The sequence below is a fragment of the Mesorhizobium sp. M0898 genome, assembly GCF_040319695.1.
GTDB lineage: Bacteria > Pseudomonadota > Alphaproteobacteria > Rhizobiales > Rhizobiaceae > Mesorhizobium.
This window is the reverse complement of the sequence record NZ_JAMYOE010000003.1, coordinates 1-12,542: the sequence shown is the minus strand read 5'-3', so window position 1 is coordinate 12,542 and position 12,542 is coordinate 1. Positions and strand designations below refer to the sequence as shown.

The 12,542-nt window shown below is 59.7% G+C and carries 12 protein-coding genes and 4 pseudogenes; 10 read left to right on the top strand and 6 right to left on the bottom strand.

From position 1 onward, the window contains the following. Nucleotides 1–256: 256 nt before the first annotated feature. A pseudogene (locus NKH90_RS05325) lies at nucleotides 257–1,160 on the top strand (ArdC family protein). A 231-nt stretch (nucleotides 1,161–1,391) separates the two neighbouring features. Here NKH90_RS05325 and NKH90_RS05320 read toward each other — a convergent pair. Then, nucleotides 1,392–1,616, bottom strand: a complete 225-nt coding sequence (locus NKH90_RS05320) for a hypothetical protein (protein WP_352817865.1) — start codon at nucleotides 1,614–1,616, stop codon at nucleotides 1,392–1,394. Nucleotides 1,617–1,976: 360 nt separating this feature from the next. Between NKH90_RS05320 and NKH90_RS05315 the strand changes: the two genes are divergently transcribed. From NKH90_RS05315 to NKH90_RS34790, 3 genes and pseudogenes are all read left to right on the top strand, one after another. Beyond that, complete coding sequence (locus tag NKH90_RS05315) at nucleotides 1,977–2,243, top strand: hypothetical protein (RefSeq protein ID WP_352539226.1); 267 nt, start codon at nucleotides 1,977–1,979, stop codon at nucleotides 2,241–2,243. A gap of 633 nt (nucleotides 2,244–2,876) precedes the next feature. Beyond that, nucleotides 2,877–4,259: an adenylate/guanylate cyclase domain-containing protein gene (locus NKH90_RS05310; protein WP_352817861.1), complete on the top strand. Its 1,383-nt coding sequence runs from the start codon at nucleotides 2,877–2,879 to the stop codon at nucleotides 4,257–4,259. A gap of 50 nt (nucleotides 4,260–4,309) precedes the next feature. Next, nucleotides 4,310–4,468 (top strand): annotated as a pseudogene (locus NKH90_RS34790) (slr1659 superfamily regulator); the annotation flags it as partial. Between the two features lie 350 nt (nucleotides 4,469–4,818). Here NKH90_RS34790 and NKH90_RS05300 read toward each other — a convergent pair. Beyond that, on the bottom strand, nucleotides 4,819–5,421 hold the full coding sequence (locus NKH90_RS05300; RefSeq protein WP_352817858.1) for a hypothetical protein: 603 nt from the start codon (nucleotides 5,419–5,421) through the stop codon (nucleotides 4,819–4,821). A gap of 554 nt (nucleotides 5,422–5,975) precedes the next feature. Here NKH90_RS05300 and NKH90_RS05295 point away from each other — a divergent pair. The 4 genes and pseudogenes from NKH90_RS05295 to NKH90_RS05285 all read left to right on the top strand — a co-directional run bounded on the left by NKH90_RS05295 (nucleotide 5,976) and on the right by NKH90_RS05285 (nucleotide 7,630). Beyond that, nucleotides 5,976–6,134: a hypothetical protein gene (locus NKH90_RS05295; RefSeq protein ID WP_352817855.1), complete on the top strand. Its 159-nt coding sequence runs from the start codon at nucleotides 5,976–5,978 to the stop codon at nucleotides 6,132–6,134. Next, nucleotides 6,131–6,820, top strand: coding sequence for a hypothetical protein (locus NKH90_RS05290; protein WP_352817852.1), 690 nt, complete (start codon nucleotides 6,131–6,133; stop codon nucleotides 6,818–6,820). The genes NKH90_RS05295 and NKH90_RS05290 overlap by 4 nt, the downstream gene beginning before the upstream one ends. 7 nt (nucleotides 6,821–6,827) lie before the next feature. After that, a pseudogene (locus NKH90_RS34785) lies at nucleotides 6,828–6,959 on the top strand (LysR family transcriptional regulator); the annotation flags it as partial. A 365-nt stretch (nucleotides 6,960–7,324) separates the two neighbouring features. Continuing rightward, a complete protein-coding gene (locus tag NKH90_RS05285; RefSeq protein ID WP_352817849.1) occupies nucleotides 7,325–7,630 on the top strand; it encodes a DUF736 domain-containing protein in 306 nt (101 codons plus the stop codon). Nucleotides 7,631–7,712: 82 nt separating this feature from the next. On the opposite strand, the gene NKH90_RS05280 is transcribed toward NKH90_RS05285, so the two are convergent. Both NKH90_RS05280 and NKH90_RS05275 read right to left on the bottom strand, forming a co-directional pair. Beyond that, on the bottom strand, nucleotides 7,713–8,246 hold the full coding sequence (locus NKH90_RS05280; protein ID WP_352817846.1) for a Ros/MucR family transcriptional regulator: 534 nt from the start codon (nucleotides 8,244–8,246) through the stop codon (nucleotides 7,713–7,715). Between the two features lie 586 nt (nucleotides 8,247–8,832). Beyond that, nucleotides 8,833–9,744 (bottom strand): LysR family transcriptional regulator, encoded by a 912-nt coding sequence (locus NKH90_RS05275; protein WP_352817843.1) that lies wholly within the window; start codon nucleotides 9,742–9,744, stop codon nucleotides 8,833–8,835. A gap of 99 nt (nucleotides 9,745–9,843) precedes the next feature. Between NKH90_RS05275 and NKH90_RS05270 the strand changes: the two genes are divergently transcribed. After that, nucleotides 9,844–10,605, top strand: coding sequence for an SDR family NAD(P)-dependent oxidoreductase (locus NKH90_RS05270; protein WP_352818411.1), 762 nt, complete (start codon nucleotides 9,844–9,846; stop codon nucleotides 10,603–10,605). Here NKH90_RS05270 and tnpB read toward each other — a convergent pair. Next, entirely contained in the window at nucleotides 10,602–11,069 is a 468-nt protein-coding gene (gene tnpB / locus NKH90_RS05265; protein WP_352817840.1) for an IS66 family insertion sequence element accessory protein TnpB, read from the bottom strand. The two genes, NKH90_RS05270 and tnpB, sit on opposite strands and share 4 nt — an antisense overlap. Beyond that, nucleotides 11,066–11,353 (bottom strand): transposase, encoded by a 288-nt coding sequence (locus tag NKH90_RS05260; RefSeq protein WP_352817837.1) that lies wholly within the window; start codon nucleotides 11,351–11,353, stop codon nucleotides 11,066–11,068. The genes tnpB and NKH90_RS05260 overlap by 4 nt, the downstream gene beginning before the upstream one ends. A 618-nt stretch (nucleotides 11,354–11,971) precedes the next feature. On the opposite strand from NKH90_RS05260, the pseudogene NKH90_RS05255 reads away from it, so the two are divergent. Beyond that, nucleotides 11,972–12,542 (top strand): annotated as a pseudogene (locus tag NKH90_RS05255) (DUF3363 domain-containing protein); the annotation flags it as partial.

Here is a 12,542-nt window from a genome sequence, read left to right as displayed (position 1 = left end):
CGCCCTTTCAGGCCGTGACCTGAACGGGCCGTTTCGGCCCGTGCAACCTTTTCTCTTTTGATCCGGGGCTGCCGCCCCCTGCCGTCAAGGCCGGGCGCTATTCGCGTGAAAATCAAAGGCCGTGTGCTCACTCCGCTGTGGGCCGCACCACCCTTTGATTTTCAGCCTTGACCGCATTCCGCCCGCTCATTGGCGCGGGGCCTAGTCCGGTTGCAGCAGCAGCTGCTGCGCAACCGTAAACTAGGAGGAAAAACCAATGAAAGCAGATGTTTATGAGAAGGTGACGGCGAGCATTGTTGCCGAACTGGAACAGGGCCTGCGCCCATGGCTGAAGCCTTGGAACGCGGAGCACGCCGCCGGGCGGATTTCGCCGCCCTTACGTCATAACGGCGTGCCCTATCAGGGAATCAACATCATCATGCTTTTGGTCGGTAGCCATGGCGCAGGGCTTTGCCGCGCCGATCTGGATGACCTTCAAACAGGCGCAAGAGATGGGCGCGCATGTCCGCAAGGGCGAGAGGGGCAATCTTGTCGTTTATGCCGACCGTATCCGCAGGACAGAGAAGGACGAAGCGACCGGCGAGGAGCAGGAGCGGGATATCCCGTTTATGAAGGGCTACACCGTCTTTAATGTCGAGCAGATCGAGGGCCTACCGGCGCAATTCTATGCCCCGGCGGAACAGCGCCTCGATCCGGTAGCACGCATCGAGCATGCGGAAACTTTCTTCGCCGCGCTGCGCGCCGATATCCGTCACGGCGGCAATCAGGCCTATTACAGCATGGGCAGCGACCATGTGCAGATGCCGCCGTTCGAGACCTTCCGCAATGCCGAAAGCTATTACGCAGCGCTGGCGCACGAGTGCACGCACTGGACGCGCTACCCCTCGCGGCTGGAGCGGGATTTTGGCCGCAAGCGCTGGGGCGACGAAGGCTACGCGATGGAAGAACTCGTTGCTGAACTTGCTTCGCTCTTCCTGTCCGCCGATCGCGACCTGACGCCCGAAACCCGGCCCGACCATGCCGCCTATATCGGCTCATGGCTGAAGGTGCTTAAGAACGACAAGCGGGCGATCTTCACCGCAGCCAGCCACGCGCAGCGCGCCGCGGATTTTCTTCACGGCTTGCAGGAAGAAGCCGGCTTGCTGGAGGCCGCGGAATGAAGCGGCCCGAGACCATCTGATGTGACCCCACCGTCGCACAAGGTCGGCGATAGCCTTCTGTTTCCTTCTGTCGACCTCAACCATGGTCGAGGATAGAACCTCCTGCCGAGAAGATTTGTTCCTTGGTTCCTTGGAAGGCGGGAATGTTGGTAGAAATTTCTGAGCGGGATCGGATAACTGGCTGGGGCAAAGAGTGCCCTCTCGGGGTTGAACCAGTGGGTTGCCATGACGCTATTCGTGGAGGTCGAACGCGACAAACAGGCCAAAGGCTGGGGCAATCTCTACAATAAGCTCGACCGGCGCGCAGTCACTTTCCACTTGCGGCCCGTCTCGGCGCACCACTGTAATGGTCTCTTTGACGGAGATGATTTGACCGCGACGGGCTTGTAGGATCAGCTCTTCAACAATCTCGTGGGCAGTCACGTTGCTGGGTCGCCCGTTCGTAAGAACGCTCATCCGAGGCCTCCACCTCAGCGATAACCCACGAGCTTGGCCCGCCGGGTCATGACAGGCACCTACGCCCAACTGCCCTTTCCGACCCCAGCGCCGGATCCCGATATGTGCCACGCGAGTCCTTGCTGTTGTTGTCCGGCTGTTTGCGCTTGTCACATGTCAATAGCCACAGCCGCGTGACCGCGATCCTGGTTCATTGAGGTCGAACGGTCCGTAAGAAACGCCCACTCCGAATCGTTCTTCCGCGCGCCTTTAACGAAATAATTGACAGTCCAACCGAAACGGCGCTCCGTCGTTCGACGGGATGGATCTTGGCACTTTTGGTTGATGCCGGGCCTTCGCCGTTACGATAGGGAGGATGCAATGCCGACAGTCATTGGCTACCATAACATCACAAAGGGCGCAAAACACTGGCTCGACTCGCCGAAGCGCAAAGAGCTTTTTGGTCCGCTCGGCGTGACCAACATACGAACATTTGTAGATCCACAAAATCCGACTCGGGTGGCCGTTCTCATGGACGTTCCGGACATGGACGCCATGATGAAAGCTATGCAGAGCAAGGAAGCCGCGGATGCGATGGCCTTCGATGGAGTGGTTCCAGAGTCCTTGGTGATCCTGGTCGAATCGTAAAGGTGATTGCTCCGCTGGCCAAGCTTAGGTTTGGTCAGCGATGGTGCGGTTCCAGTCATTCTGGAAAGCGCCCATTGTTGGCGTAGAGCCCGCTGGCCACTGGCTTCAAGAGCGGGCCCTGCGCGTCAGCGCCGACGTTGGTCTCGGTCGCGCCAAGGTCAGCCGCTACAGCTTGCGCAACCTAATGCCGGCTCAAGTCCGCAAATCAACTATTCCGCGCGTTCACGCTGGACTTCCGCTTGCCACCCCAGCCAGTCGTTATGCTCATTTCGGGCTTGCTCCGGCTCATGTGTTTGAACCAGCGGGACGCGCCATTGACGGAAGTTCGACGATTAGAGCGAGATGATCCGCTTCCCGCGCTGATTGCGGGCGTACATCGTTGCTGCGTGGTTGTTGCATCTGGACTAAGCCCGATTCTGCTCTGCGAGGACACCAACACGATCCGCGCCGTGATGAACCCTCGTTGTCCGCTCAGCAAGCGGTCGCTGCCGATGCAAGCGGTCTTATGGTCCGGTCCCCGCAACGAAACCATTTCGGCTTCGTCGGTGCTCGAATTTTGCATGATTCTATTGCCTGAGCCGATTGGTGCTACACTGGCAAGCCAGTTAACGCGACGGACCTGTGTTCGGTGATATGACCAAAGTAACCGCTTTACCCGACAGAGTGGGTTTCGACGTGGCCGCAGATGAGACCTTGCTTGAGGCGGCTCTCAGATCGGGCGTGCCATTTGCCCACGCATGCGGCGGCAGGGCGAAATGCTCGACATGCCGCGTTTGGGTTCTCGACGGCATTGAGGCTTGCCCGGACCGGAATCCGGACGAAACCCTGATGGCGAACCGGTTGAGATTGGCCGATGAGGTTCGGCTGGCCTGTCAGCTCAGACCGGAAGGCGAGCTTCGCGTCCGACGCCTGGTGCTAGACGAAACCGACATGATGATCACCAGCCAGCTTGGCGCTTCTGCCGCGACGCGTTGCTGCGAAGCAAGGCATGTTGCGGTCTTCTTCAGCGACATTGTAGATTTCACAGCGCTGTCGGAGCGGCTTTCCCCCTACGACGTGATGTATCTGCTCAATCGTTACTTCGCCCAGGTCGGCGACATCATCGAGCAGAATGGCGGTTTCATCGACAAACTGATCGGCGATGGCCTCATGGCAATATTCGGCATCGACGACCAGCCCGACGCTCCGCTCCGCGCCGTGAACGCCGCACTTCAGACCCTCGCCACAGTTGATCGTCTGAAGCCGTTCTTTGCCTCGATGTATGGCATCGATTTCGATATTCGCATCGGCCTCAACTATGGCGAAGCCGTCATCGGCACATTGGGTTTTGCTGGACACAAACGTCTCACGGCCATCGGCGACATTGTAAATCTGGCCAGCCGGGTCGAGGCCGCCAATAGAGATGCCGGTACGCGATTGCTGATATCCGAGGCCCTCCGCGACCAGATCGCCGACAAGGTGGAAATCGGCGACTTCGTCAGGGTACGCCTTCGCGGTACCGGCGAGCGCACAAGCCTGTTCGAAATCGTCAGGCTGAAGCCCGAAATTGACGCCGAGCTGAATGCCAGACGGCCTCGCGAAACCATCCGTCAGGGCGGCAGGAGGTGGATTCGCGCTTTCGCCGAAGACGAGCTTCAGCCCCACGAACGCCGGATTCTCGATTTTGAAGATTACGACATCGTCGTCGTTCGCGGATCCGATAGCTATTGCGCCTTCAACAATGCCTGCCCGCATCTTCATCTGCCGCTCTACGAGCGCCGAAGTTCCGCTCAGGCCGAAAAGCTGAAGCTCCCACACATGGAGAGCACGATCACCGCAGATCTTGGCCTGGTCTGCCGCTGGCATCAGAGTTGTTTCGACCTGCTTACCGGCGAAATCAGGGAGTGGGCGAAGTTGGAGCACGATGGTACCAGGGCGGGCCTTGAATATTTGGGTGACATTTCGAAAAACCGCGCAAAGCTGATCGTATATCCCTGCCGAAAGCAGGACGGCTTTGTGTGGATCGGGCTCGAGTGAAAACGGTCCAATATTTCAGTTTTTCCGTCGCGGTCCCATGTCGCCCCTCTCTGAGGGACCTTCACTTTCTCAACTCTTCCGGCATCAACCTGCTGGCGAAATTTGCCATCGAGGTGCGCAAGCATCCCGATGTTCGACTCGTCGTGCGTGGAACGCCCGACATACCCTGGCAATCGAAAAATCGAAAATCAATGTCGAACCTGAAGAAGCGAAGAAGCGAAGAAGCGAAGAAGCGAAGAAGCGAAGAAGCGAAGAAGCGAAGAAGCGAAGAAGCTGCATCCCGCTCTGGACTGACCAGGCCCCGGACTGCGTGAGCTAGCGGCAATCCGGATGGCACATGCCAGTCGGACGGTGCAAGGCGCAAGTGCGCCGCACCGAGCGAGATATGTACGCCAAGATAAGTATTAGCCTGAATATCTCAAAGTGAGGGGTGCATCGGCCCCGAGAATCTGAGAAACTGCTTTTGCAACAAAGAGTCATCAGATCCAAGGACGGGGTCCGATGCACCCCTCACTTTGAGATATTCAGGCTAGCTGGTCGCTTGGGGCGGTGCTTCATTTTACCAGCCGGCTAGCTCTGGCAGATCGTCAAGCCAGCTTTTCTCTGGCATCGAGGCCTCGCCGGCTAGCGGCGCAGCCTCGGAGGCGTTGTGAATGAGCCAGTCCATCCACTTTCGATAAGCGGACGGTGCCAACTCGGGCGGCAGCACCTTGGCCTTGGCCAGCATGCGTTTGCGAAAACTGACTTGCCTGCGCAGTTTGATTGACGTGAACTTGATTGACTTGCCCTGGTATTCAACCGTCCAGCGCCCATCTCCGTGGCTGGTGAGCCTGTCGATGGCGAAATCGGCGTCGACCGGCCTGTCTCGCCAGGGAAGCGCGATGGCATTCTTCCTCAGATTGAGTGCCCATCGCCTGTAACTGGCCCCGGCACGCCGGGGCGGCAGCACGCCAGCCTGTTCGAGTATCTTCCTGCGGAAGGCAGGCTGCTTCTTGAGCTGGCCGGTCGACAGCTCGATGCGATGCTCACGGAATTCGACGTGCCAGCGGATCCTGCCATTGCCGAAATACTTCACCAACCTGTCTATGACGAACTCGTCATCGGAAAGCATCACGCACCCCTGCTTGATACTTTCGAAAATGTACTGGCTATCGGTGGGCATGACGCGCCTCGTGCAGGACCTTTCAGAAGCTCAGAGCTGCAAAAAATCAAGGGCCAATTTCTCCACCGGCGCGCGGCGTTGACAGTGCGGCCTGTCACATGGGTTAGTGTCCTCTGTCCGAGGACAAAGGACAGAAGCGATTACTATGATGAAGAGCCAGGATGTTGTCGTTCTGCTCAAGTTGGTGAGCTTGGAGGACGACGAGCAAAATATCGGCCATCAGCCGGCGCGGCAAGGGCTCGTGGGGGGAGGATCCTTATTCCGTCCGCGGCCTTGAGGCGGCGCTTGGGATCAGCAAGACCGAAGTCAGCGCCTCAATCAAGCGCAGTCTCGCATCTGGTATCGCGATCAAGGACAGGAAGACCGGTCGACCCAAGCCGAACCGGCGACAGCTGCGCGAATTCATCGTTCATGGCCTGAAATTCGTCTTTCCTGCAAAGCCGGGCACAATGCAACGCGGTCTACCTACGGCCTTTGCGGCACCTGTTCTTCGCAATTCCCTGCAAAGCGCCGGCAGCCTCATCAGCGTCTGGCCTTATGCTCGCGGTCAGGAAATGGGCCAGTCGGTCGAACCGCTCTTCAAAAGCGTGCCGGACGCTGCCGAGAAGGACGAGCGTCTCTACGCCTATCTCGCGCTCGTTGACGCCGTGCGTCTTGGCAATCAGCGCGAGGCCAATCTGGCCGCCAACTTGCTGGCAGAGAGGTTGGGATGACGGTCCAGGTTCAGCTGAAGACGGTCGCCGTTGCGATCGGCGACGAGCTTCGGGCGCGCCTGGTCTTTGTCGGCGGCTGCACGACAGCGCTCTATACAACGGATCCCATCACCCTGGAAGGGGTCAGGGCGACCGACGACGTCGACCTGATCGCTGATCTTGCCGGTTTCGCAGAATGCGCGGAACTAATGAATCGGTTGCGCGAGCGCGGCTTTTCCGAGTCGCCGGACGACAATGTCATCTGCCGCATGAAACTTGGCGACCTTAAGGTCGACTTCATGCCGGACGACGAGGCTATCCTCGGCTTCAGCAATCGCTGGTACGCCAAGGGGATTGAGACGGCGGTCCCAGCGGCGTTGGAGGAAACGCTCGTGATCCGACACCTCACGCCTCCTTTATTTGTCGCAACCAAACTGGAGACGTACCGCCGGCGCGGTGAAGCCGATCTCATCGGTAGCAGGGATGCTGAGGACATTCTCCTGCTCGTCGATGGGCGTGAGGAGCTCGTCGAGGAAATCGCCGGGGCCGAACTTGAGATCCGAATCTATATCGCAGAGCAAATTGCCGAGATGCTTACCGACCCCAACTTCGACCATTTCCTCGAAGGAAACATTCGCGGACCGGCGGGCCGCGCCGACATCGTTTACGATCGCCTGGTCGCCATAAGCCACTTGGGCGCTCACTGACATGGCCCTCGAAGGCATTGGGCTTGGCTTCTTCATGGAACAGAATGTGCGACCGACATCGAGGCAGGACGCCTCGTTCGCGTGCTGGAGGACCGGACACCCCCCCTTCGCCAGGCTCTGCCTCTACTATCCGGGACGCGCGCGAGAGCGCGTGCCGATCGCGGTCGCCGTCATAGCGGTTCCTGCCCATCTGTTCGTTCAAGCTACGCCAACGGTGCCCTCGAATGGATTTGGGTCTGACCGAACACCGTCTTCGCTTCGCTTAGTCTCGATCGTCTTCCCGCAACGTCGGCGCTGCGTTTTCTTCCCCTGGCCGTACCACCCCACCCGGCACACCTGGCGGGGACCCCGGTTTGCGTCCATTCCTCGCGGCCCAAGAAAGTCTCGCGGCGCCGTCTTCCACTTCGTTTCAGCTGCTTTGGGTGCGGCCCGATCGCCCCCGGTCTCAAGACCACCATCGAGGCCGCGATAGGCGCGGCCCGAGAAACAGGAGGAACCACCACAATGGCGACGATCGGCACATTCTCCCGCACCGCGAATGGCTTCTCCGGCTCAGTCAAAACCCTGAACCTCAACGTCAAGGCGGTGACGTTCGCCCCGGCCGAAGGCGACAATGAAAACGGTCCGGACTTCCGCATCTTCGCCGGCGCCATCGAGTTCGGGGCGGCATGGAAGAAGACCTCGCGCGAGGGCCGCGACTATCACTCCGTCAAGCTCGACGATCCCAGCTTCCCCGCTCCGATCTATGCAAGCCTGGTCGAGACCGAGGGCGAGTTCTCGCTCATCTGGTCCCGCCGGGCCGGCGAGTGATCCGAGCTAACACGAAGCCCCACGCAAGGCGGGGCTTCGCCATGTTCACGTTCGCCACTGCACCTCTATCTGGTGCAGCACGCTATGCTTTGACGGGTGCCTTGCGCGCCTTCTTCACTGGCGACTTGACTGCCGTTGCGGCTGTTGTCGCTGCTGCCGCGCGAGCAGATCGTTTTGGTTTTTCCGCCGCAGCCGTCGCTGGCGCTGCCGCCTTGCGGCCCAAGCCTATTGATTTTGCCAGGGCGGAGCGAGTCGCCGCGTAGTTCGGCGCAACCATAGGATAGTCGGAGGGCAGGTTCCATTTTTGACGGTATTCGTCCGGACTCAGATTGTAATGCGTTCCGATATGCCGCTTCAAGGATTTGAACTTTTTCCCGTCTTCCAGGCATATGATGAAATCAGGTGACACTGACTTCTTGATCGATACCGCCGGCTCCAGTTTGGCTGCGGTCGGAGCCACAGGTGTGCCGATCCCTTGCAACGCGACATAGACATCCCCGATCAGCTTCGACAATTCGCCGACCGGAAGCGGATTGTTCGAAACGTAGGCGGAAACGATTTCGGCGGTGATTGATACGAGATCAGCCTGGTCGCTTGGGTCTGGAGAAACGGTCATCGAATATTCCTCTTGTCCAAAGGGCGCTTTGAAAACGATGGTCTGTCTATTCGCCAATCAGGCAAATAATTCGCTACTCCGCCAACAAACCTCATTCCGTGCAAATATCAAGCAGGCAATTTTCGCGGGATCGTTCGGTCCGGCGGCAGACAAAGTTCACGATCGCGTCGGGGAAGCAGGAAGGCTTTCCCGCTCGCTTCTCCGCGCGCCAAGCGTGCAGCCCCACGCGAGCCAGCGCCATGAACCATGGCTCCTGCGTCGCAGGGTTGAGCCGTGAACATGCGCCCAACAGTGATCGTCGCGGCACGCTGTGGCGCGGTCCTCGTCGTCGCGCCGGCCGCGCGGAAGATGATCGGGCAAGGCGTGCGTTTTCTGCAGAGCCTTTTCGGTTACTGCCACCCGCACCGGACGGCTGTCAGTCGCCCGAGTTAAGCGGTTTCCGCACCGCTGAATTCACGAACCTTTTCGGTTCCAGGATCGCCGGATTATGCCTGATTAGCCGGACCCAAAAGCAATCGCCGTTTGCCGGATCTGCCCGATCTTGGGTGTCATGATCGCCCATGGCTGAGGGCGCCAAGAGCGGACCCTAGGAATGAGGATTTTCCCGCCGTTCGGATGTCGCACCGAATTCTGAAATGGCAAACGAGATGACGCTGCGCAGGCGCGGCGTCATGCGGCGGTCGCGATGATAGACAAGCGACATCGATCGTTCACGTAGATGCCAGTCTGGAAAGAGTTGAACGAGCAGGCCTGCCTGGACATCCGAACTCAGTAGAATGGACGGCTGCATGATCACTCCCAAGCCAGCGCGTGCAGTCATGCGGACGGCCTGACCGCTATTGACGGTGATCGACGTTCGCGGAATAACTTCGACCATATCGTCACCTTTCGCCAGCTTCCATGGCGACCGCGCTGCCGGGGTAAAGCCGATGGCATCGTGGTTGGCTAGATCACTAGGATGGTCTGGATTGCCCCTTCGTGCAAGGTAATCCGGCGCGGCACAGATCATCATCCGGTAAGGGGCAAGACGGCGCGCAATCAAGCGGCTATCCGGCAACTCGCCGATACGGAAAGCAATATCGAACCCTTCGTCGACGATATCGACGTTGCGATCCGTCAAGGTGACATCCAGCGTGACGTCCGGGGCAAGCTCGCGGTAGCGCTGCAATCTCGGCATCAAGACCTCTGCGCCAAAAGTCGTCGGTGCCGTAACCTTCAGCTTGCCGCGAGGCTCTGCTTGCAATGCCTCGGCATCTTGATCCGCGATGGCAACGCGCTCCAGAATATCTCGGCACTGTTCGACGTAGCTGGCGCCGAAATCCGTCAAGCTCTGACGGCGCGTGGTCCTGTTCAGAAGACGCGTTCCGAGCCGCTCCTCCAGTGCCGCCACGTGCTGCCCGACCATTGCTGGCGACATCCCGAGCTTGCCGGAGGCGGCGCTCATCGAGCCCTCTTGCACCGTCGTCACGAACACCTGCATGGAACGAAATAGGCTCATTTGATAGTTTGCCTTTTAAATGAACATGTATTTTTCGGAATTATCCATACAAATCAGCGAAATTACAACTGCCGTGACGCTGCAACCGAGGAACACGACATGGCACAGAACAGATTCACGGGCAAAACGATCCTCATTACGGGGGCGGGAACTGGCATGGGGCGGGCCGCTGCTTTTCGATTGGTCGAAGAGGGTGGCCAAGTCGCTCTCGTCGGACGCCGGCCTGGGCCTATCAGTCAATTGCAGTCGGAGATCGAGACCGCCGGCGGCACCGCGATCGCGATTGCCTGCGATATCGCCGACAACGAGGCGGTTGCCGCGGCTGTGCAGACGACGATAACGCACTTCGGAAAACTGGATGCCCTGTTCGCCAACGCCGGCGTACTGGGCGAGTTCAAGCCTTTGGCCGTCACGGAAGCGGATGAATTCGACGCGCTGATCGCTACCAATTTGCGCGGCACCTTCTTCACCATCAAGCAATGCCTGCCGTTTCTGGCCGATGGCAGCATTCTCATCAACGCCTCATGGACGGCTGGTGGAGTGATGCCCGGCGCCGGAGCCTATGCCGGCACGAAGGGCGCCCTACAGGCAATGATGCGCACGCTTGCGGTGGAGCAAGGCCCACGGAACATCCGCGTCAACGCCATAAATCCGGGCATCATCCTGACGCCGATGGCCGATGATGTCATAGATCCTGTCTTCGCCGCGCGCCTCGCCAGCCACACCCCCCTTCGCCGCAACGGCACATCGGAAGATGTCGCGGGCACCGTGGCCTGGTTGCTTTCGGACGACGCCAGTTTTGTTACCGGGCAGGAGATCACCGTCGACGGTGGCTTCACAATAGGCGGTATACGGCTTTAGTCCGATCCAATCGTATCCATCAGTGAACTGACCGCAAGCACCTCGCCAGGCTCGGCCAGACGCGGCCCCACAAGCCGTCCGTGATCGATGCGCTTAGTGAACAGGCACAGCTCCGTTCCGTCCCAGAACAGGATCTTCAGAAGCGAGGCATTCTTGCCGCGGAAGACGAACAACTGACCCGAGAACGGCTCCTTCTTGAGCTGTTCCTGGATCAGGTGGCGAGACCATCGAGACCTTTGCGCATGTCGGTGTAGGCGAGCCGCCAGATCCACTTTCACCCCGCTGGAAATGACAATCATGATGCCTTCTCTTTGCCGGCGAGCTGCCGCTTCACCGCAGTCGCAGTGGCGGCCGCCGGCACGAACACGCGCCGTCATCATCCAGTTCGATCGCCACCATGCCGTCCGGTGTGCGCACGAGATCGCGCAAGGCGGCCAGCGCCGACGGCTCGTCTTCGCCTTCATCGGCGCGCTCGACCCAGCGCCTTACGAGCGGTCAGGCCGAACTCTTCCCGCCAGCGGAAGGCCATGCTGGTGGCAATACCATGGCGGCGGCAAACCTGCGCCACGGCGGCACCGGGCTTCTCCGTCTCCCTCACGATCGCCCACTTCTGCTCGTCGCTGAACCGGCGCCGGTTCGAGCGCCCACCCACCGCTTCCGGCGTCAAGCGGTATTGGCGCCGCGTGCAATTAGCAGCGCTGCTTAATTGGGCTCGGGCACTCGGATGAAGCAGCGATCGCCAGTCCATTTCATCGCCGGATTCTTACAGGCGATTGCGCCAGATCCGCACCGCATGCGGCGAAAGGCCGAGCGCTGCGGCATACTCTGCATGCCCCCATGCCGCTCCAGTTCATCGCCTCGACATGCATGCTCTAGAACGCGTCGCATGTTGCGAGCTGGTACCGCGGCAATCAAGATGTGCAGGAATACTGTCGACCAGTAAGGACTGTTGGCCTTGGCCCAGGAGCGGCGAGCGCCATCCGGAAATCCTCCATGCAACGAAGGAACCCGACATCACGCGAGATTGTACTACCCCGAATAGGTGCAGAGACCGGACGCTTACGCACAACCGATTAGGACAGCGATTAGGACAGCAAGATAAAGCGAGCTGGCGCTCGCACTCGCTTCGCTCGTAAGTGTCTGTCTGCACATTGTTTTTTCCGACGGATGCTAACGCCAGGCTGAATGACGCGAGGTGCGGATGATGCCGGCTGGTTCGCTATCCTGTTGATCTGAAAAGCAAAGATGCGGTGTCGCAGCGATGTGCGATCCGCCGTTTTACGCCGCAGCAAGTCTTTGTGCGCCATAGCACACTCGGCAATCCAGCCATCTTGAAGCGCGAAATCCGACTGCCGATGCTGTCGTTATGGCAGATCGTGACAGCGATAGATTCCAGGTTCGCACTGGCCGGATGCGGCATGGCGGCGCGCCGGGCAATTCGCGGACGCTGCCCTTTGTGCGCCAGGTCGAGATCGCTGTCCGCAAGCAGGGCGGCAACCCCAATCGCATCGGGGCAAGCAGCAGCGCCGGGAAGGGGAGTGGTCGGTTCAATGCCCGTGGCCGCGGCGGCAAGGTCGCGTCAACGTTGCCAAAGAATGGTGGCGGATGGAGGCAGGGCGGCAACGGCGTCCGCTTTCGCTCGCGCCGCGTCGTGGTGAAGGCGCGTGTCGTCAAGCTGCCGGGGCGAGGCAAGGGGACTGGGCGCGGCCAAAAGTTCGTGACGACCAGCAAGGCTGTCGATGCGCATCTGCGCTATCTCCAGCGCGACGGCGTGACCAGGGACGGCGAGAAGGGCAGGGTGTACTCCGTCGACGACGAGGCCGACGGCAAGGAGTTTGTCGAGCGCGGACGCGGCGACCGGCATCAGTTCCGCTTCATCGTCGCGCCGGAGGATGCCGCGGAGATGGAAGACCTGCGCTCCTTCACCCGCGATCTCA